Origin of the sequence: Burkholderia sp. 9120, assembly GCF_000745015.1 — a bacterium.
GTDB lineage: Bacteria > Pseudomonadota > Gammaproteobacteria > Burkholderiales > Burkholderiaceae > Paraburkholderia.
Genome location: NZ_JQNA01000002.1, coordinates 5,623,492 through 5,643,909, shown reverse-complemented (window position 1 = coordinate 5,643,909; position 20,418 = coordinate 5,623,492). Strand labels below are relative to the sequence as shown.

Sequence of the window (20,418 nt, the reverse complement as noted above, 5' to 3'; positions counted from 1 at the left end):
AAGACGCGGAATAGCGGTAACGAACAATCCATTCCCGCTTTTTCCATTGCGGCAGCGCGGTTTACCGGCCTATCGGCCGTGGCAATGCCCGCCCTTTGCGCGAATAGCGGTTTATTTTCACCAAATTGTTAATTTCAGCGACGCTATGCCGGTGATTTGGTTTGCCTATCGCGCGATCATCTCTTAAATGCGCGGGAAGCGCGATGGCTATTGGCATTGGCAAAGAAAGTGCGGCGGGAATAAAAAAGGCCGACACAGCGTGTCGGCCTAAAGACTCTGGCGTCCGAGGATTGCATGCCAGAACCTGAGAGACGTTTGTCGGTCAATCTTACGATTGACGCAGCGCAATACAGTATTTGTTGCTTTAGCTCGAATGCTGGCGGGGGTTTCCGAAGATTCGTAGCAAGCAGGCTGTCTGACTGGACCGCCTTTGGTAGGCGAGATAGTAAACCAAAACGTAGTCATTCAAGCATAAAGCCGCTTATAAATTTTGTCGGTCAGTGCACCCGCAATTGAGTGTCGGGAAATTCTGATAAAAATGTAAGGATTTCCTGAGCCTAATCACTCGGTACTCAGGTGATGCCGGATCGCGTAGCGAATCAGTTCGGAATTATTGTTGAGGCCGAGCTTTTGCATCAGCCGCATTTTGTGAGTGCTGATGGTTTTGGCGCTGAGTGCGAACGTTTCGGCAATGTCGTTAATGCTCTTTCCGGCGGCCAGTGCTTGCAGCACCTGGAATTCGCGGTCGGACAGAATGGCGTGCGGCGGTGTTTCGCCCGTGTGCGTGCCGAAGATCATCGAATCCACCAGCTTCGGATCGATAAAGCGGCCGCCTTCGGCGAGCTTGCGAATCGCGGTCAACAGCACCTCCGGGTCGCTGTCTTTCGTGAGGTAGCCGGTGGCGCCTGCGCGCAAAGCGCGCGAGACGACCTGCGCCTCGTTGTGAATGCTCAGCACGAGCACCGGCAGGTTGGCGTACTCGGCCCGCACACGCCGGATCAGATCGATGCCGCTGATGCCCGGCATCGTCATGTCGAGCAGCAGCAGATCGGGACAGCCGGCGCGCAGTTTGTCGAGCACTTCCGCGCCCTCGGCCGCTTCGTCCGCGACGATCATGTCGGCGGTGGTCGCGATGATCTGCTTCAAACCGCCTCGCACGATCGCGTGGTCGTCTGCAATGAGAATTCTGATCATGGGGGATTCCGATTCGTGAGCGGGATGTGAATCGAGACGGTCGTGCCCGCGCCCGGCGCGCTCTCGATCTGCAACGTGGCGCCGATCAGCCGCGCACGCTCGCTCATGCCCAGCAGTCCGTACGAGTAGCGGCGGCGCGCGGCGGCCGGGTCGAAACCGCAGCCGTCGTCGCTGATATGAAGGGCTAATGCGTTGTCGCCGCCGGTGAGCGTCACGTCGACGCGCGTGGCCAGCGCGTGCCGCGCGATATTGGTCAGCGACGCCTGCACGATACGGAACACCGCCGTGGCATGCGCGTCCGGCAGCACCGGTTCGCCGCCGTGAATCGCCAGCTTGCACGGCAATTGATTGCGCCGCACGAAGTCGTCGACCAGCCATTCGAGCGCCGACACGACGCCGAAGTTTAGCGCGGCCGGTCGGAGATGACTGGCGACATTTCGTACCATCCAGATGGTTTTTTCGACGAGCTCGCGCATGTCGTCGGTCTTGCGCGCCGCTTCAGAATCGCTGTCCAGACGCATGCGCAGCAACGACACGTCCATTTTTAGCGCGGTCAGCAACTGGCCGAGTTCGTCGTGAATTTCCATCGCGATGCGTTTGCGTTCTTCTTCGCGCACCGCTTCCATATACGCCGACAATTCCCGCAACCGTTCGCGCGATTCGAGCAGTTCCTGTTCGACGCGCTTGCGTTCGGTGATGTCCTGCATCGTGCCGACCAGCGTGAGCGGCTGCCCGAGTCCACCGCTCGAACATTCCACGTGCAGTTGCACGATCCGCGGCTCGCCGCCGCTCCCGCTCAGACGGCAATCGAGAAACTGCGGCCGCCGGCCGGCGATCACCGTATGCACCGCGTGCCGTACCGCAGCGCGATCGTCGGGATGCAGGGCGGCGCGCAGCGTCCGCAGGTTCGGACGCACGCCGTTCGGTTCGAGGCCGAGAATCCGGTACATCTCATACGACCAGTGCGTCACCCCATCGCTGACGTTCCATGCCCAGTCGCCGAGTTTGGCGAGCCGTTGCGCGTTCGCGAGGCTCGCTTCGCTCGCGCGCAGCATTTCTTCCGTCTGCTTGCGCGCGGTGACGTCGTTGAAGCCGACGTAGATCGCGGGGGCGTCGTCGAAGGTGGCAATGCGGGCGGTGGCGACGGCCCAGAAGCTGGCGCCGGCCGAATCCTTGAACTGGATTTCGGCATTGGTAAAGCCGCCTTCGGCGCGCATCAATGCGATTGTGCGGTCGCGCTCGGTTGGGTCGACGTAAAAATCGGCGATGTAGGTGACGCCGCGCCATTCCTTGTCGAGTGCGAACAGCCAGCGAAACGGCGCGTTCATGTACAGCACGCGGCCGTCGTGCATGGACGTGATGCACAGCGGCACCGGGCTGGTTTCGACGATCGTGCGAAAGCGCGTTTCGCTCGATACCAGCTTGCTTTCGGTCCGTTTGCGTTCGTCGATTTCGATCAGCAGGTTCGCATTCGCGCGTGCAAGCTGGCTGGTCCGGTCCGCGACCCGGATTTCCAGTTCGTCGCGCACCCGCGATAACGCGGCCTGTTCCTCGCGGTGCGCCGCGACCTCGTTCGAGAGCTGCACGTTCTGCGTTCGCAGTTGCTTGTGCAGCGCGCGCAGCGCGAGGTGGGTGCGGATTCGCGCCAGCATTTCGGCAATCTGGAACGGCTTGGTCACGTAGTCGATACCGCCGGCCGAGAAGCCTTCGACGAGATCGTCGGGTTCGCCCAGCGAGGTCATGAAGATCACCGGAATCTCGCGGGTTGCTTCTTCGCGCTTGAGCCGGCGACAGGTTTCGAATCCGTCGATGCCCGGCATCTTCACGTCGAGCAGAATCAGATCGGGCTGCGAAAAATGCGCGCGTTCGAGCGCTTCTTCGCCGTCGAGCGCGATCAGTACGCGAAAGCCTTCATCTTCGAGACTGTCCACCACCACGCCGATGTTGATCGGCGCGTCGTCCACGACCAGGATGGTGGCCGGCTGCGTCAGGTTGGCGTTGGCGTTCATGACGTGCGCCTCCGGTCGAGATGCGCTTCGACGAGCAGCAGAATCGCTTTCGACTGATAGTCTTTGACCAGCCCGCGCAGTTGCGCCGCGAACGGCAGGTTGCGGGCGTCGAGCGCCGTCATCCGGTCGGCCCACGCGGCGATCGCGCGCATGTCGCCGAGACGGGCCAGCCGGTGCAGCGTCTCCATCTCGGCCGTCGACAGCGTGGGCGAGGGTTCAGGCGGCGGCTCGACCGGTGCGGAGCCCGTGGGCGGCGCGCAGCGCCATTCCAGCGTGAGCAGATCGGCAAGATGCGCTTGCAGCCGGTCGAATTCGACCGGCTTCGGCAGAAACGCATTCGCGCCCGCATGAAGACTGCGTTTTTCGCCGCTCCACGACGGATTCGCCGACATCGCGATGATCGGAATGTCATGGCAGCCGGGCAGACGCCGCAAGCGGCGCGTCGTTTCGAGGCCGTCCATGTCGGGCATCAGAATGTCCGTCATGACGAGCGACGGCGTCTCCTCGCGCGCCATCGCAATGCCTTCGCGGCCGCCGGCGGCTTCGCGCACCTCAAACCCCAAGTGCCGCAGAAACTCGCTCACCATCGCACGGTTGATGGGTTCGTCGTCGATCACCACCACGGAGCGGCGCGCGCCCGCGTAGCCGATCACACGCCGCGACGGTGTGCCGGGCGCGACACTGCGCGGCGCGGCGGAATTGACCGTGGCGGCCGCCAGATCGAACCAGAACGCGCTGCCATGACCGGGCTCGCTTTCGGCGCGGATTTCGCCGCCCATCGCGCGCACCAGTTGCTGGCTGATCGCGAGACCAAGGCCGACGCCGCCGGCGCGCCGCGCGGCGCTGCCGGCCTGTTCGAACGGCTCGAAAATGCTGCTTAGTTTGGTCGCCGAAATGCCGATGCCGGTATCGAGCACGCAGAAGCGCACCGCGCCGGAGGGCGCCCGCTCCACGTTCAGGCTGACCTGTCCCGTGTCCGTGAAGCGGAGCGCGTTGGCGAGCAGGTTCAGCAGAACCTGGCGCAAGCGCTGCTCGTCGGCGCGAACCGCGCAGGCCAGACCGCGCGCGATTTCGCAGGTGAACTGCAGGCGCTTCTGCTCCGCCTTCACGCCGATGATTTCGCGGATCGTGTCGAGCACCCTCGGCAGCGGCACGTCGGTCATTTCAATGCGCAGCTTGCCGGCCTCGATCCGCGCGAAGTCGAGCGTGTCGTCGATCAGCGCCAGCAGATGTTCGCCGCTGCGGTGAATGGCTTCGACCGCGCCGCGTTGGCGTTCGCTCTGGCTGGCGTCGCGCAGCAAAATCTGCGTATAGCCGAGAATGCCGTTCAACGGCGTGCGCAGTTCGTGGCTCATGTTGGCGAGAAAGGCGCTCTTGGCCCGATTGGCCGCTTCGGCCAGATGCCGCGCCTCGCGCTGCGCGGCGGTGTCGCGTTCCACCAGATACGCCTCGTGCAGCCGCGGCCCCATGTTGTTGAACGCGGCGACCACGCGGTCGAGTTCGTCGGGCCAGCGCGGCTGCGGGCGCGGCAGGGCGAACGGCTGGTGCGCCGAGCGGAAATCGTACTGACCGACCTGCCGCGCGATCGTGGCGAGATGCCGGGTGACGAGGCGCGAGATGATATAGATGGTGAACAGCGCGACGACAAACGTGTAGGCCGCCTGGCTCACGAGAATGACCAGCGCGGTTTGCGTGAGCGCGCGATACAGATTGTCGAGCGTCGCCTGCACGTACAGGCTGCCGATTTTCTGCTGCACGCCGTGAATCCGGTAGAAGATCGGAAATTCGCGGGCTATCACGGCGCCGCTCTCCGGCGTGCCGGCCGTCACCACCAGCGGGGCGGCGCTCGAACCGGTCTCGCGCACTTCGGCGGCGCGCATGTCGGCGAGCCGCAAAATCCCGTTCAACTGCAACTGAAGCTCGGTGCGGTTCAGTTGCCACAGCGCTTCGCCGAGACTGTCGCGATTGCTCCGATCGATATCGGCCAGACGGGTCTCGATCGCGTCGACGCCGCGGCCGTAGTCGCGGTAAAGCTGCAGCGCGGTCAGCAACAGGGTGACCGCGCAACTGAACAGCAGCACGATGGCGAGCAGTCGCAGCACCACGCTATGCCGGAGTCGGCCGGTCGAGGCCAGGAGAGAACTCAAGCTATTGACCACCATAATTCCCCGCAGGTGCTGTGATTCTTGTGTTTGTATTTTGCACTTGCAGGCAAATCGCGGTCTATAAGGGGCCGTCGAGGAAATCGGCTTTTGTGAAGGCCGCCACCGCGGCGGACGGATTGCCCAACCGGACCCGCGTCCACATGATGCCGGCGCCGTTCGCGGCCAGCGCGCCCGGCGGGGCCGGCTCGCCGATGATCTCGCGCACGTTGCCGATCACCTCGCGGATCATCTGCGACGCGCCGGGGCTGAGCAGACTGGCCTGGAACTGCGACAGATCCGCCAGCGCGTCGGCGATCTTTTTGACCGACACCGGATCGTGACCGGTTAATGGCCAGCAGTGCAAAAGATACGCGAGCGGTACACGTTTTTTCTCCTCACACCAAAGTTCGAACAGAGCCGCGCACAGCGCGTCGATGCGATTGACCGTCTTCTTGCGCTGCAAAAAATAATCGGGCATGACGGTCATCCGGCAACGGAAGGGGATGCTCCACTTTAAACGCGTTGCCGTCTGCTGAACGTCAGGCGGCACGGGTTCTGGGCGGCCGGTTTGCTGATTCTGAAGTCAGGAAATCCTGAACCGTTATCAGCCAATCCTTCAGTTGCGCTTATTCCCGATGAATGGATCGAGCCAGAGCGCTTTGCGGTCCAACGGCACCCACGCCGGCAGAAACGGATTCTTCAGGTCGATCAGCACGCGCCGTTCGAGATGCAGGTCAGCGATGCTGCGCGAGAAATACGCGCGAAACAGCGCGTCGAAACTGCCGTCCTTCAACATGGCTTCGAGGCCGTCGTTGATTCGCTTCGCGAGGATCGGGTCGTCCTTGCTGACGTAGAAAAACTGCGCGTACGGATAGCGGATCAGCAGATGGGACTCGACCCGCATCTGTGGAAAACTCGTTTGAAACGCCTTCAACTCGCGCGTGATTTCCAGCACGCCGCGCGGAAACATATCGAAGCGGTGATCGGCCAGCATCGGAAACAGCAGGTCGTAGCGGCTCGCCGTGACGAGCGGCACGCCGGCCAGCCGGTACACCGGCACGTCGCCCCAATCCTGTCCCTGGCCGATCGTCAGCGTGCGCAGGCCCGCGAGGTCGTGGATCGCGTTGAACTTCGCCTGCTGCCCTTCGTTGATGAGCGCCACGCGATAGCCAAGCAGACCACGGTCGATCGGAATGGGAATCGGAATGGTCGCGGCGTCGAGTTCATGGTGGCCGGGTTCGCTGGCCAGCACGTTGATCCGGCGTCCTGCGATGACCTCGTCGATCTCGCGCCGCGCCGACATGGCCGCCGAATAGCTGTCGATCACGTAGGGGCCGTAAGCCGGCACGGTGTGGTCCAGCGCGGTGATCAGAAAAGCCCAGCGGCCCTCGCGCACCGTGTCGCCGGGTACGCGAAGAATCCGGACGTGCATGACGCTCGCGGATCCAACGGTAGGAGATGAGGCGGTGGTGGACGCGTCGCAGAATGCTGGACGGGACAGGGCGGCGGCAATCACGGACAGCGCAACCAGCAGCTTGACGCAGGCGTCCATTCCGGAGCGGCGAATGGCGTCGACGAACTTGGGTACGACCATGACTGACCCGAACCGGAAGCGATAAGTAGCCGGCAGTATGAGATCGAGTGGCGGGTTTCGCAAAATTCGATCGTTGCGCCGGTGCAAAGACCCCGGGCCGGCCGTGGGCGAGGCCTTGATCGCACGTATCGCGGGATGGCAGGCCGCCGGCAGAACGGGGGGCACTGGCGCTATGCTAGCGGCTTCGTCTACCCCGAGGAGAAACCGATGAAACAGCCACACGGATCGATGGTCACTTTTAACCGGCCTGACGGCAAGCCGTTGCAAGGCTATCTCGCGAAGCCGGCGAAACTGGAAGGCGCGCCCGCCGTCGTCGTGATTCAGGAGTGGTGGGGGTTGAACGACCAGATTCGCGGCGTCGCCGATCGCCTCGCCCTGTCCGGTTATCTGGCGCTGGTGCCCGATCTGTACCGCGGCAAATCGACCGTCGAGCAGGAAGAGGCCCACCATCTGATGAGCGCGCTCGATTTCGGCGACGCCGCCACGCAGGACGTGCGCGGCGCGGTTCAGTATCTGAAGCAGCAGGCGGATAAGGTGGCGGTGACCGGTTATTGCATGGGCGGCGCGCTGACCTTGCTCGCGCTATCCAATATCCCCGAAGTGGCGGCCGGCGTGGTGTGGTACGGCTTTCCGCCGCTGGAATATATCGACGCGTCGAAAATCAAGGTGCCGCTGATCGGCCACTGGGCGACGCAAGACGAGTTTTTCCCGGCGGAAACGGTCGACGCGCTGGAAAAGAAGCTGACCGAAGCGAACGTCGACGTCGAATTCCATCGCTATCTCGCGCATCATGCGTTTGCGAACGAAACGGCGGTCGGCTACGGCCGTATTCCGCGGACCCAGTTCGATCCGGTCTGGTCGCAGCAGGCATGGGACCGCACGCTGACGTTCTTCGGCCGCACGATGTGGAAGTGACCGGCAGGCTGACCGGTCAACGGGCGGCGCGTCGAGGTTAGCGCTTTGAACGTCGGGCTCAGAGCTTCGAGCCGCCGTCCACGTGCAGCGTTTCGCCGGTGATCCAGCGCGCGGCGTCGGAGGCCAGGAAGGCCACGGCGCCGGCAATATCGTCCGGTTGCGCGACCCGCTTCAAGGCCTGCATGTTCAGTGTGACTTCGCGTCCCGAATCGGTTTTCGTGAAATTGGACATGTCGGTTTCAACGACCCCCGGCGCAACCGCATTCACACGAATGCCGCGTTCGCCGAGCGCGGACGCAAAATGCCTGACGAGCGTATCCACGGCGCCCTTGGTCGCGGCATACGCGGGCAGCGTGCCGACCGCGGCGCGCGCGGCGAGCGACGACAGCAGCACCACGCTGCTGCCCTTGCACATTACCGGCAAGAGCTGTTGCACGAGAAAGAAAGGCGCGCGCACGTTCACGGCGAACAGATTGTCGAAATCCGCGACGGTCGTGTCTTCAATGCTCGCCGCCTTCGAAATGCCGGCATTCGCCACCAGAATATCCAGCCGATGGCCGATCACCGCGCGCACCTGTTTGGCCAGTTCGTGCGGACCGTCGGCATTGCGTAAGTTCGCGGCGACTTTCTGCGCATTGCCGCCGGCCGCGCGAATTTCGGCGACCACGGCGTCCGCTTCCTTCTCTCCGCTGCTGTAGTGAACCAGCACCTGCGCGCCGGCCTGGGCGAGCGCGAGCGCGCTGGCGCGGCCGATGCCGCGTGAAGCGCCCGTAACGAGCGCGGTTTTGCCTGTGAGATTGTTCATGACGAGACTCCGGTTAGGTAAATCGAATCGATGGCTTGTTGATTGGGTGGATTGATCGCGCTTAGTCGGCTGCGCCGGTTGCCGCCAGGAACTGCGCCACGTGCGCGACGAAGCGCTGCGGGTACTGGTACAGCGAGCCGTGGTTCGCGTCGGGATAGAGGATCAGTTGAGCGTTCGGCAGGTTCTGCTGAAGAATCCACGAATTGATCGAATAGATGATCACGTCGTTGTCGCCGTTGACCACCAGCGTGGGCTGCTTCAGCTCGTTCAGGTAGTCGAACGGCGTCGGACGCGGCGCGCCCCATTTGGCGAGCGCGGCGAGTTGCGCCGGTGCGACCTTCTCGTTGGCTTCCGGGTCGCGTCCTTCGCTGCGCAGACGGAAACGCTGCAGGAACCGGCGACCCGCCGCCTGGCTCGCGTCCGAAGGCGAGAAATGCACGCGCAGCCACAGATGGTCCGGCTCGGCGTAGCTCGCGCCGAAAATGTCCTGCGCTTCCGGCGTGAGCGATTCCATCCCTTCACCGCTGCGCGGGCCCGTGCCGACCAGAATCAGCCGGCGCACCAGCGTCGGCTCGGCGATCGCCAGGGTTTGCGCGATCAGACCGCCCATCGAAAAACCGAGCACGTCGACCTGCGTCAGGCCGAGCGCCTTGATGAACGCGGCGGCGTTGGCGGCCATCGCCTCGATCGATTCCGGCACCTCGCCCGAGCTGCTGGAGATACCGGCGTTGTTGAACAGGATCACTTCGCGGCCTTGCGCGAGGCCGTCGGTCACGGCCGGGTCCCAGTGGTCCATCGTGCCGGTGAAGTGGATGTTGAACACGAGCGGCACGCCGCCGGTCTTGCCGAAGCGGCGATACGCGAAGCGGATACCGTTTGCTTCGACGAACTGGGTCGGGGCGCTCTGGTGGGTCTGTGCGGTCATTTCAGGTTCCTCTGCGATATAGATGGAAGGCATGGTGTGCAGGTGCGCTGTGTCGGTTGCGTCGCTGCCTGATGGGTAATGTAGTGGGGGCTTGCGCAAAGGAAAAAGACTTTGTAGGCTGGCGGGCATGCCTGTAAGGCATGTCTCGCCAAGAGGGGTTATGGAGCTTCGACACCTGCGGTATTTCGTGGCCGTCGCCGAGACGGGCAGCCTGACGGTCGCGGCGGAGCGGCGCTTGCATACGTCGCAGCCGTCGCTGAGCCGGCAGATTCGCGACCTCGAGGACGAGGTCGGCGCGGCATTGTTCAGCCGCAGCGCGCGCGGGGTTGAACTGACCGCGGCGGGCAAGGCCTTTCTCGACCATGCGCGGCTCGCGCTGACCCAGGTCGACGCGGCCATCGAGGCCGCGCGCCGTGCGTCGCGGCCCGCCAAACAGGTTTTTGCGCTGGGGTTTCTGACCGGCCAGGAAATGACCTGGCTGCCGCGCGCCATGCAGGTGCTGCGCGACGAACTGCCGAACGTCGACGTCACCGTATCGAGCCATTACTCGCCGGACCTTGCCGATGCGCTCGCGCGCGGCAAGCTCGACCTTGCGTTTCTGCGCGCCGAGCCGGGCTTCGATCTCGATTACAAAGTGGTGTACCGCGAAAAGCTTATCGTGCTGATGCCAAGCGATCACCGGTTGACCGGGCGCGCGGCGATCCGCGCGGAGGATCTGGTCGGCGAGACGTTCATCATGGCGTCGAACAAGGCGAAGGTGCTGCACGACGTGATCGAACAGTATCTGCGGGAGAGCGGCGTGACGCTCACGCCCGAGCATGGCGTCGACAATCTGGCGATGGCCATGTCGCTGGTGGCGTCCACGCGCGGGCTCGCGTTGATGCCGGAGTATGCGAACAACCTGCTGCCGTGGTCGGTTGTGAGCCGGCCGCTCGAAGGCGATGCGCCGGGTGTGGATCTGGTGATCGGTTATAGCCGCGCAAATACGTCGCCGGTGCTGAAGCTGTTTTTGTCGCGAGCGGAAGAACTGGTGATGTCGGCGATACCGGCGTCGCGCTGAGGCTTGCGTGACCGGGTCATTGCGTCATCGCGTCGTCGTTCTGCCGTGAGATCGCGCTAGCGGCTTGCGGATCGGTTCACCTATACTCGTTTCACCTTGCAAGGCCGCCTATTCGTTGTCATACCAACAAAACGGAGCCTCACATGCGTGTAGCGATGCGAAACGCCGCCCTCGGGCTGCTGATCGGTTTCACGTCGGGCGTCAGTGTCGGTGTGCAGGCCGACTCCGGTTGTGACACGGGGTGCAAGGCTCGCGGCCAACTGCTCGAGCATCACGTGTCGCTCCGGCTCAGTGCCGCGGCGTTTGGAAAAATGCTGGCGTCGAATGCCTCCGGTCAGCAGCTCGCGCAGATTGCCGGCAAGCCCGCTTGCGGCGTCGAGATCGTGACGTTCCGCTACAGCACGATCGGCGGCGCGGGCGAGCCGACTCAGGCGAGCGGCGCGCTGATGCTCCCCACCGGACACGCGTCCGCGTGCAGCGGGCCACGTCCGCTGATGATCTACGCGCACGGCACCACGCCGTACCGTCAATACAACCTTGCCGACATCACGCAAACGGACCCCGCCAACACGGACGGCGCCGGCGAAGGCCTCGCCGTGGCCGCGATGTACGCGGCGCAGGGCTACATCGTGGTGGCGAGCAATTACGCGGGCTATGCCGGCTCCGATCTGCCGTATCACCCGTATCTGAACGCCGACCAGCAATCCGCCGATGTGATCGACTCGCTGCGGGCCGCGCGCCTCGTGCTGAACGACTCGAAGCGGGGACAAAAAACGCGCGAGAACGGCAAGCTGTTCGTGACCGGTTATTCGCAGGGCGGCTTCGTGGCGCTGGCGACGCATCGCGCGTTGCAGGCGGCCGGCGTGAAGGTGACCGCATCGGCGCCGGGATCGGGTCCGTATGCGTTGGCCGCGACCGCGGACGCGTTGATCGAAGGTGAAGTCAACGTGGGTTCGACGCTCTTCACGACCTTGATCGTGACGGGTTATCAGCGGGCCTATGGGAACATCTATCGCAAGCCCAGCGATTTTTATGAAGCGGCGTACGCGCCCGGTATCGAGACCTTGCTACCGAGTCTGCAACCGCTCGACGCACTTTTCGCCGCGAAGAAATTGCCGCCGACGCAGCTCTTCAGCAGCGTGCCGCCCGCGCCGCAATTCGCTGCGATGACGCCGCCCGCTGCGCCGCCACTCGTGCCGGTCGCGTTAAAGCCGGTGTCCGCGGCGGGATTCGGCGACGCCAATCTCGTGCGCAACGCTTATCGTCTGAGTCTCCTCGAAGACGCCGCCGCTCATCCCGATGGCGCGTTCCCGCAGCCCACCGCAGCATGGACCCCGGCTGCGAATCCGGCGCAGCCGCTGCGCCAGGCGTTCAAGCGCAACGATCTACGCAACTGGGTGCCGCACGCGCCGGTGCAACTGTGCGGCGGCGAGGCGGACCCGACGGTGTTCTTCTTCAACGCGCGCACCGAGCAGGCGTACTGGTTGAACGCAAAGGTGCCGGCGGGACTGACTTCGGTGCTGGACGTGGACTCGCCTGTGACTGGACCGAACGATCCGTATGCGCCGATCAGGCAGGGTTTCGCGAGTGCCAAGGCGTCGCTCGCGAAGCAGGCGGTGGCGGGCGGTGCAACCGATGGCGGCGCTTCCGCCGTGTTGCAGGCGTATCACGGCGAACTGGTCGCGTCGTTCTGCATGGTGGCCGCGCGAGCGTTCTTCGCGAACTTCTGACGATTCGCGTGCGGCAACGAACCGCGCGCCTTGACCCAATTCTCGATTCTCAATTGCCGAACAGCGACGCTTGCGTGCCGACGCTCGGCGCGTGACGTGCGGGCTTGGCGCGTGCCTCGACCTTATGGGCAGGAGCGGGCGCGGGTGCCGAAGCTGAAGCCGAAGCCGAAGCAGAAGCAGAAGTTGCAATCGCCCCATCCGCTGCCGCTTCCAACGAAGTCTGCCCTGCCTCCAGCGACAACAGCAGCATCTTGTTCGCCAGTCCGCCCGCGAACCCGGTCAGCTCGCCGGACGCGCCGATCACCCGATGGCACGGCGCGACGATGGAGATCGGGTTCTTGCCGTTCGCTGCGCCGACTGCGCGCACGGCGTTGAGATTGCCGATTTGCAGCGCAATATCCTTGTAGCTGCGCGTCTGGCCGAACGGGATCGTCAACAGCGCGTGCCAGACTTTCTTCTGGAATTCGGTGCCCTGAAAGTCGAGCGCGAGGTCGAACGCCTGGCGCTTGCCGGCAAAGTACTCGTTCAATTGCCGTTCGCTTTCGATCAGGATCGGGCGGTCGTTCGCCTCAAGCAGCGCGCCGAGACGAACCCGGTTCGGCTTGTCGTTTTCCCACAGAATCGCGGCCAGCCGTTCGCCATTTGCGACGAGCTTCAACTGTCCGACGGGCGAATCCATCAACTTGTATGCGTATGTCACGGTGCTTCTCCTGGCGGGTTGGAGGCCGGCATGCCGGTAAGGCGACGCCGCGATGTCGCGTAGTGCGCGCCGATGTTCAACAGTGTGAACTTCGAGCCCGCTGCCCGCGCTCCAGATCTTGCTGTCCAATTGGTGTGAAAGCATGACAGATGTGCGCGCCGTGTGGGGCGTTTTGGTGACGATGGGTTGAATCACGGCGAACGCGGACCCGCTCGCCGCGACTCAGTAGAATTGAGGCCCCCGGTACAACGCGTACCGGCAACGGATAGCCAGACCACGACTTTGACCACGACACTTGAACGACTGCGGGCCGGCCAGCTCGCCGGTGCGCGCCAGCTCAAACTGGCGTGCGGACTCAGCGAATTTCCGCGCGAGATTTTCGATCTGGCCGACACGCTGGAAGTCCTCGACCTGTCCGGCAATGCGCTCAGTGCGCTGCCTGACGATTTGCCGCGCCTGCGCAAGCTGCGCATTCTCTTTGCGTCCGACAACCTGTTCACCGAGTTGCCGCCCATGCTGGGGCAATGCGAGCAGTTGAGCATGATCGGCTTCAAGGCCAACCGGATTCGCGAAGTGTCCGGCAACGCGTTGCCGCCGCTGCTGCGCTGGCTCGTGCTCACCGACAATCGGCTCGAAGCGCTGCCGTCGGAAATCGGCCGCTGCACGCAATTGCAAAAGCTGATGCTGGCAGGCAATCAACTGCATGAGTTGCCCGACACGTTGGCCGCTTGCACGCGGCTCGAACTGGTGCGTCTCGCGGCGAACCAGCTCGATAAATTGCCGGACTGGCTGACACGCCTGCCCCGACTCGCCTGGCTGGCCTTCGCCGGCAATCCGTTCGACGAAGCGTTAGAAACCTCGGCGCTGGTCGATACGCCGATCGCGGCGATCCCATGGAACGCGTTGAAACTCGAACAGACTTTGGGCGAAGGCGCTTCCGGCGTGATCTATCGCGCGGAACTGTCGGCGGAGCACGAAGGCGTTGCGCGACCGGTCGCCGTCAAGCTGTTCAAGGGCGCAGTGACCAGCGACGGTTTGCCGGACTGCGAGATGGCCGCCTGCATCCAGGCCGGCGTTCATCCGAACCTGATCCCGGTGGCGGGCAAAGTGGCGGACCATCCGGCGGGCACGCACGGACTCGTGATGGAATTGATCGATCCGCGCTTCGGCAACCTGGGCGGTCCGCCGAGCCTCGAATCGTGTACGCGCGACATCTACGGCGCCGGCACGCGCTTCGATCCGGCGTCCGCGTGGGCGATCGCGCAAGGCATTGCATTGGCGGCGAGTCATTTGCATCGGCGCGGCATCATGCATGGCGATCTGTACGCGCACAATATTCTGTACGACGGTCAGGGGCACGCGCTGCTGGGCGATTTCGGCGCGGCATCGATCTATCGCACGGAAGAGGCGGACACCGGCGCCGCGCTGCAGCGTCTCGAAGTTCGCGCTTACGGCTGCCTGCTCGAAGAGTTGCTCGAACGCTGCGACTGGCTCGACACACCGGCCGACGTGGCGGCGAAGCTCGCGGAGTTGAAGGACAATTGCCTGAGCGAAGAGATCGGCAGCCGTCCGCTGTTCGACGACATCGTCGCGGCCTTGCTCGCGTTGAAGCCGGCTTGATGCTCGCCGCCATGCGAGCGTGCGAGCGCGGCCGTTCACAGGCGTCAGGGTGCGGAGTCGCGTTTCGTCAGGCCAGCGGAGGAGGAAAACGTTCATGACGCAGAAGACGCCCCGAAGCAGGTCTTCCTGGGCCATGCCCCAGCAGAACTCGCCTTTGAGCATGCGCCGCCGCGTGCTGTTTGCCGGCACGCTCGCTGCGGCCGGTCTGCTGACCTCGCCCGCTGTTCAGGCGCTGCAAGGCGGCAAGCTGAAGGTCGGCCTCGTGCTGAAGTCGCTTGCCGATCCGTTCACGGCCGCCATGCAGAACGCCGCGCAAAACTACCAGCAGCATTACGCGTCGCAATTTGGTTTGACGGTGCGCGGTACGGCGTCGGAGGGTGACACGGCGGTGCAGATCCGCATGGTCGAAGACATGATCCGCGCGAAGATGGACGCGATCGTGATCGCGCCGACCGACTCGAAGGCGCTGACGCCGGTGATCGCGCGCGGGATCAAGGCCGGCATCATCGTGATTACGATCGACAATCCGCTCGACGACGTGTCTCAGGACGCAGCCGGTATCTCCGTGCCGTTCGTCGGGCCGAACAATCGCAAGGGCGCGCTGCAGGTGGCGAAGGTGCTGGCCGGGCGGCTCAAGGCGGGCGACGAAGTGGGGATCATCGAAGGTATTTCGGCCGATCGCAATGCCCAGCAGCGCACGGAAGGAGGCCGGGAGGCGATGAGCGCGGCGGGCATCAAGGTGGTCGCGGTGCAATCGGGCCACTGGGATTACGGCAAAGGCCGTGACGCCGCCGCGGCGATGCTCGGCGAGCATCCGCAACTGCGCGGACTGCTGTGCGGCAACGACAACATGGCAATGGGCGCGGTCGATGCGGTGCGCGACGCCGGTAGAACCGGCGGCGTGTCGATCACCGGTTATAACGATATCGAAGCGATCAAGCCGTTGATTGCCGACGGCCGCGTACTCGCCACCATCGATCAGTTCGCGGACCGCCAGGCCGTGTTCGGGCTCGATGTGGCATTGAAAGCCGTGACCGAGCAGAGAAGGGAAGGCGACCTGTCGAGGGTGATCGAGACGCCGTTGCAACTGGTCACGGCCCCGACGCGTTGAAGGCCGTGCAACGCGTCGTCTCACGTCACCTCACGTCGCATAGTTGGCACACGTTGCGTTGCATGGCCTGCATTGACCCGCTACTTATCCGCTACCCGTTAATTCGCGCTGACCTTGTGCGGCTTGGTCGCCTTTTCGAGCTTGTTGTACTCGAACTCGGGCACGGACTTTAGTGCGTCCTTGGTTGCGCCGGGCAGGAACAGATTGCCGTCGCGTATCTCGAAGTGGTCGACCGCAATCGCCACGTAGTGCTTGCCCATGCCGAGGAATCCACCCACCGAGACGACCGCGTAGGTTGCCTTGCGATCCGGCGCAATGATCACGTCGTAGATGCTGCCGATCTTGTCGTTGAGATCGTTGTAGACCGGTTCGTCGACCAGCGCGCGGCGCACGCTCCAGCCCTTCAGCAACGCGTTGGTCTGCTCCACCGTGCCACCGAGCGGTTGCAGGCCGGCCACCTGGGCGACCGCGCCTTGCGACGCGCAGATCGCGACAAGCGCGGCAGCGCAGATCAGTGTGTTCGCTTTCATTTTCGGCTCCTGGTTTATGTGTCGGGATGGGTGCCGGACGAGTCCGGCAGTCAACCTCTTACCAGGGAGATGCGGTAGCACGTCATGTGCCTGGGTTCGGCCGGAGCGTGCTGCGAGCGGGTGCCAGGCAGGTGCCGGATGCGTTGCGCAACGAGCAACGAGTAGCGCGTGTCATGGCGGCCACCGTTTAACTACAACGCCGGCTCCACCGCACGCAACGGCGCAAGACCCGGCGGCACACGTCGCGCGCGCCAGGCATCGCCGGCTGCCACGATCGCGCCTTGCAGCGCCGCGCCGTGACCGAAAGCGGCAATCATCACCTCCGGTGGATAGGGCACGGCGCGTTTCAGCAACGAGCGGATGTCGTCCGCAATACCCGGAATCCGCGCCATGCCGCCGCCGATCACGATCCGCGACGGGTCCAGCATCAAGCTCAGATTGACGATATGCACGCCGAGGCGGTAGAGCGTGTCGTCGAGCAGCGCCTTCACTTGCGGCACGGACTCACGCATTGCAAACGCTTCGCGCGTGCTCACGTTGCGTCCGAGCAGCGCGCTCACACGCTCGCCGATCGCACGGCCCGACACGAAGTCTTCCAGCGGCGCGCCGCCATCGGCGAATAGGGTTTCGCCCGGCACGCCGCGCAACTGATAGCCGATCTCGCCGGCCGCGCCATGCGCGCCGCGCAGCACCTTCCCACCGACAACCGCAGCCGCCGCGAGACCCGTTCCGAGGTTCACGTAGAGACCACACTCGACGCCGGCCAGCGCGCCGCAACGGGCTTCCGCGAGCGCGGCGGCTTTGACGTCGGTTTCAACGCCGACGCATTGAATCGCGAAACCCCTGCGTAGTTCGTCGTGCAAGGCGAGCCGGTCCCAGCCCGGGTTGTTCGGCGCGAGGCGAATGCCGTCCGGTTCCACGATGCCCGGCGTAACGGCAGCGGCCGCAAGCAATTCACCGCCGACGTCGGCCGCGGTCGTCGCGATCAACGCTCGCGCCGCGTCGAACATGCGGCGCATGACGGTCTGCGCACCTTGTTGCGCCAGGGTCGGAATTTCCGCTTCGTGAAGGCGTTGTCCGGTTTCCGTGGCGGTCGACATGGCGATCTTGGTGCCGCCGAAATCGATCGCCAGCAGAAATCCATGCGGCCCGGCGCCAGCGCGCCGGGTTTCATCCAGGTCGTTAACGTGCATGCGTTTGCGTATTGGCGGAGGCGGTTGCGGTGCTGCTCATCTGACGTTCGAGAAATACTTCGCGGATCGGCCTGGGACCGAACGGCCATTGACGCGCCACGCGCGCCCAGATCAGGAATGCGATCAGGCCGAGAACCAGCCAGCCGGTCGACATCAACTGCGATTGATGATCGGTCGCATAGAACACGTAGAGCCAGCCGACCAGCGCGACCAGGCTCGGCACGGGATAAAGCCACTGCCGGTACGGCCGTTCGAGCGTCGGCTGACGGCGGCGCAGCACGGTCAGCGCCGCAATCTGCGCGACCGACTGCAACAGCACCGCGACCGCAACCAGCATGTTGATCACGGAGGTCAGGTCGAAAAACGTGCCGGCCGCCGTGACCACGCCCATCACGATCAGCGCGACGTGCGGGAAGTTGTGCTTCGGATGCAGCTTGCCGAAGGCGGCGAGGAACACGCCGTCGCGTGCCGCGTAGAAGGGCACGCGCGAGCCGCCGAGCAAGCCGGCGAACACCGACGCGAACGCGGCGAACAGGATCAGCACCGTGACGATCGCGGCCGCCGTATGCCCCCAGTTGCGCTCCACGACCAGCGACGCCACCGACGTCGATTTCGCGACCTCCTGCCACGGCACCGTGCCGATCACGCCGATCTGCATCGTCAGGTACAGCACCATCATCGCGATGATCGACACGATGATCGAGCGCGGCATCACGCGGCCGGGGTTTTTCAGTTCGTCGCCCATGTACGCGGTGGTGTTGTAGCCGGCGTAGTCGTAAATGGCGATGATCAGGCCGGCGCCGAGGCCGGTGAAGAACTTGCCGAGATCGCCCGCGCCGGGCGGCAGCGTGGTTGCGAGACTCAGATGGAAATCCGAGTACGCGGCCGCGATGGTCAGCCCGACCGCCAGCATCATGATGACCCACAGCACCGTGCTCAACGCGCGAATCGATTCGATCCGCCGATACAGCGCGAGCACCACCAGCGCGGTCACGCCGACGCCGATGGCGTGTGTCTGCCATGCCGACAGCGTCGGCAGAAAGAACCCGAGGTACTGCACGAAACCGATAATGCCCGTGCTCATGATGAGCGGAATGGACAGCATCGCGGTCCAGACGAACAGGAACGGCATCAGCTTGCCGGTGCGGTACTGGAACGCTTCGCGCACGTAGAGATAGGTGCCGCCGGCACCCGGCATCGCCGCGCCGAGTTCCGCCCAGACGAGGCCGTCCGCCATGGACAACACCGCGCCGAGAATCCAGCCGATGATCGCCAGCGGCCCGTTCAGCACGGCGACGATAGCCGGAATGGTCAGGAACGGCCCGACGCCGCAAATCTGGATCATGTTCACGGCGATCGCCGGGAACAGGCCGACCGAGCGGCGGAAGTGCGGCGCCTCGGCCGCGGGCTCGGCGGCCGCGTCAGCCGTGACTTGCGGGGACGGTTCCCGCCAGGTGGAATCGCTCATCGATATCTCCATGCGGCGCTCGCCGCGTCGTTGATCGGATGCTTCGGCATTCATCTCATTTTTGTGTTGCCGAATGATAGGAAACTTTCTTTACTAATTCAAGCAAGCCAAAAATGTTCCATTAAGTCGGCGAGGGCGGCGGCTTGCCCCGCCGTACAGTCGTTGATAGGATCGGCCATCCCGAAACCAGACAGCCCATGCACGCGCATAGAAAGCACAGCCAGCCGACCGTCACCGTCACCCGTGGCCCCGCGTTCGTACGCCAGGGCAACGAATGGGCGATTTACCAGCATCTGCTGTCGATGGCGCCCGCCTCCAGCCCGCAGCTCGCGGAGAGTACGGGGCTGTCGAAAGTGACGGTCACGGCCGCGCTCAGCAATCTCGAACGGCTGGGTCTCGTCGAACAGACGGGGGTGCGCGGCGGCAGCGCGGGGCGTTCCCCGCGTCTTTACGCGCCGCACGCCAGAGCGGGCTTCGTGGTCGCGATCGACGTCGGCGCGGAATGGATTCGCGGCGCGGTCGCCGATCTGACCGGCACGGTGGTGGCGCGGCTCGACAAGCGCACGCCCGCGAAAGTGGAGCGGTTCGTCGCGCGCATTGTCGAGATCGTGGACGCAATGCTCGACGAGCAGCAGGTTTCGCGCGACGCGGTGCTCGCGACCGTGTTCGGTTCGCCGGGCGTGCTGGACGCCGACCACGACCGGCTGCGTCTCGCGCCGAACCTGCCGGATCTGGAGCGGCCGGGGCTGATTCCGTCGCTCAGGGAGGCACTCGACGCGGACCTGTTCGTCGAGAACGACATCAATCTCGCCACGCTCGGCGAGCAGCAGCACGGACTCGGGCGCGGCGTCGACAACTTCGTGTTCATGTCGGTCGGTACGGGCGTGGGTCTCGGGATCATCGCCGACGGCCGTCTGCATCGCGGCGCGCATGGCTTTGCCGGCGAAATCGCGGTGCTGCCCGCGGCGCCCGTGGTGGGCGCGAAATCGGATGGCGTGTACCGGCCGATGTTCGAAGCGTCGTCGGCGGCGAAGGGGATCGTCGCGCAGGCGCAGCGGCGCGGGCTGACGGTGGCGAATGCGGAAGAGGTGTTCGTCGCGGCGAATGCCGGCGATCAGCGCGCGCTCGATTGCGTGGCGGAAGAAGCGCGGCAGCTTTCGTGGGGCCTCGCGTCGATCATTCCGATTCTCGATCCGAAGCTGGTGGTGCTGGGCGGCGGTGTCGGCCGGAGCGGTTCTTTGCTGTTGCCGGCGATCCGCGATCATCTCGCGCAGTGGCTGCCGATTCCGGTGCCCGAGTTCGCCGTCTCGGCGACCGGCACCGACGCGGTGCTGCTCGGCGCGATCGTGCTGGGCGTCGAGCGGGCGCGTGTGAAGGCCTTTGAGCGGCTGGGGTACGCGACCACGGCTTAGTGTGCGTG

General features: G+C 64.4%; 17 protein-coding genes. 6 read left to right on the top strand and 11 right to left on the bottom strand.

Annotated elements, in window-relative coordinates:
* Window positions 1-561: 561 nt before the first annotated feature.
* From FA94_RS33100 to FA94_RS33080, 5 genes are all read right to left on the bottom strand, one after another.
* A complete protein-coding gene (locus tag FA94_RS33100) occupies window positions 562-1,194 on the bottom strand; it encodes a response regulator (RefSeq protein ID WP_035559649.1) in 633 nt (210 codons plus the stop codon).
* Entirely contained in the window at window positions 1,191-3,203 is a 2,013-nt protein-coding gene (locus tag FA94_RS33095) for a hybrid sensor histidine kinase/response regulator (RefSeq protein WP_035559646.1), read from the bottom strand. Before FA94_RS33095 ends, FA94_RS33100 begins: the two co-directional genes overlap by 4 nt.
* Entirely contained in the window at window positions 3,200-5,350 is a 2,151-nt protein-coding gene (locus FA94_RS33090) for an ATP-binding protein (protein WP_231585089.1), read from the bottom strand. The genes FA94_RS33095 and FA94_RS33090 overlap by 4 nt, the downstream gene beginning before the upstream one ends.
* A 76-nt stretch (window positions 5,351-5,426) precedes the next feature.
* Window positions 5,427-5,834 carry a hypothetical protein gene (locus FA94_RS37485; protein ID WP_051981027.1) on the bottom strand — a complete coding sequence of 136 codons (408 nt, stop codon included), beginning with the start codon at window positions 5,832-5,834 and terminating at the stop codon, window positions 5,427-5,429.
* A 129-nt stretch (window positions 5,835-5,963) separates the two neighbouring features.
* Complete coding sequence (locus FA94_RS33080; RefSeq protein WP_156126760.1) at window positions 5,964-6,941, bottom strand: transporter substrate-binding domain-containing protein; 978 nt, start codon at window positions 6,939-6,941, stop codon at window positions 5,964-5,966.
* A gap of 207 nt (window positions 6,942-7,148) precedes the next feature.
* Between FA94_RS33080 and FA94_RS33070 the strand changes: the two genes are divergently transcribed.
* Window positions 7,149-7,856 carry a dienelactone hydrolase family protein gene (locus FA94_RS33070; protein ID WP_035559637.1) on the top strand — a complete coding sequence of 236 codons (708 nt, stop codon included), beginning with the start codon at window positions 7,149-7,151 and terminating at the stop codon, window positions 7,854-7,856.
* A 58-nt stretch (window positions 7,857-7,914) separates the two neighbouring features.
* Here FA94_RS33070 and FA94_RS33065 read toward each other — a convergent pair whose 3' ends face one another.
* Complete coding sequence (locus FA94_RS33065; RefSeq protein WP_035559635.1) at window positions 7,915-8,661, bottom strand: SDR family NAD(P)-dependent oxidoreductase; 747 nt, start codon at window positions 8,659-8,661, stop codon at window positions 7,915-7,917.
* A gap of 61 nt (window positions 8,662-8,722) precedes the next feature.
* The gene (locus FA94_RS33060) at window positions 8,723-9,586 is read right to left on the bottom strand and encodes an alpha/beta fold hydrolase (RefSeq protein ID WP_035559631.1); all 864 of its coding nucleotides are present in this window, start codon (window positions 9,584-9,586) and stop codon (window positions 8,723-8,725) included.
* Between the two features lie 160 nt (window positions 9,587-9,746).
* Here FA94_RS33060 and FA94_RS33055 point away from each other — a divergent pair, with 160 nt between their 5' ends.
* Together FA94_RS33055 and FA94_RS33050 are read left to right on the top strand one after the other, a co-directional pair.
* Entirely contained in the window at window positions 9,747-10,646 is a 900-nt protein-coding gene (locus FA94_RS33055) for a LysR family transcriptional regulator (protein ID WP_035559628.1), read from the top strand.
* 143 nt (window positions 10,647-10,789) lie between these two features.
* Window positions 10,790-12,376 carry an alpha/beta hydrolase family protein gene (locus tag FA94_RS33050; protein WP_035559625.1) on the top strand — a complete coding sequence of 529 codons (1,587 nt, stop codon included), beginning with the start codon at window positions 10,790-10,792 and terminating at the stop codon, window positions 12,374-12,376.
* A gap of 49 nt (window positions 12,377-12,425) precedes the next feature.
* On the opposite strand, the gene FA94_RS33045 is transcribed toward FA94_RS33050, so the two are convergent.
* A complete protein-coding gene (locus tag FA94_RS33045; RefSeq protein ID WP_035559622.1) occupies window positions 12,426-13,076 on the bottom strand; it encodes a methylated-DNA--[protein]-cysteine S-methyltransferase in 651 nt (216 codons plus the stop codon).
* Between the two features lie 282 nt (window positions 13,077-13,358).
* Here FA94_RS33045 and FA94_RS33040 point away from each other — a divergent pair, with 282 nt between their 5' ends.
* Both FA94_RS33040 and FA94_RS33035 read left to right on the top strand, forming a co-directional pair.
* Window positions 13,359-14,696 carry a leucine-rich repeat-containing protein kinase family protein gene (locus tag FA94_RS33040; protein WP_035559619.1) on the top strand — a complete coding sequence of 446 codons (1,338 nt, stop codon included), beginning with the start codon at window positions 13,359-13,361 and terminating at the stop codon, window positions 14,694-14,696.
* 133 nt (window positions 14,697-14,829) lie between these two features.
* The gene (locus FA94_RS33035) at window positions 14,830-15,807 is read left to right on the top strand and encodes a substrate-binding domain-containing protein (RefSeq protein ID WP_035559615.1); all 978 of its coding nucleotides are present in this window, start codon (window positions 14,830-14,832) and stop codon (window positions 15,805-15,807) included.
* Between the two features lie 98 nt (window positions 15,808-15,905).
* On the opposite strand, the gene FA94_RS33030 is transcribed toward FA94_RS33035, so the two are convergent.
* The 3 genes from FA94_RS33030 to FA94_RS33020 form a co-directional block, all read right to left on the bottom strand.
* Window positions 15,906-16,337: a PRC-barrel domain-containing protein gene (locus tag FA94_RS33030; RefSeq protein WP_035559612.1), complete on the bottom strand. Its 432-nt coding sequence runs from the start codon at window positions 16,335-16,337 to the stop codon at window positions 15,906-15,908.
* Between the two features lie 191 nt (window positions 16,338-16,528).
* Complete coding sequence (locus tag FA94_RS33025; protein ID WP_063771813.1) at window positions 16,529-17,530, bottom strand: ROK family protein; 1,002 nt, start codon at window positions 17,528-17,530, stop codon at window positions 16,529-16,531.
* Window positions 17,520-18,998: an APC family permease gene (locus FA94_RS33020; protein WP_063771847.1), complete on the bottom strand. Its 1,479-nt coding sequence runs from the start codon at window positions 18,996-18,998 to the stop codon at window positions 17,520-17,522. Before FA94_RS33020 ends, FA94_RS33025 begins: the two co-directional genes overlap by 11 nt.
* Window positions 18,999-19,195: 197 nt before the next feature.
* Here FA94_RS33020 and FA94_RS33015 point away from each other — a divergent pair, with 197 nt between their 5' ends.
* On the top strand, window positions 19,196-20,410 hold the full coding sequence (locus FA94_RS33015) for an ROK family transcriptional regulator (protein WP_035559609.1): 1,215 nt from the start codon (window positions 19,196-19,198) through the stop codon (window positions 20,408-20,410).
* Window positions 20,411-20,418 lie beyond the last annotated feature (8 nt).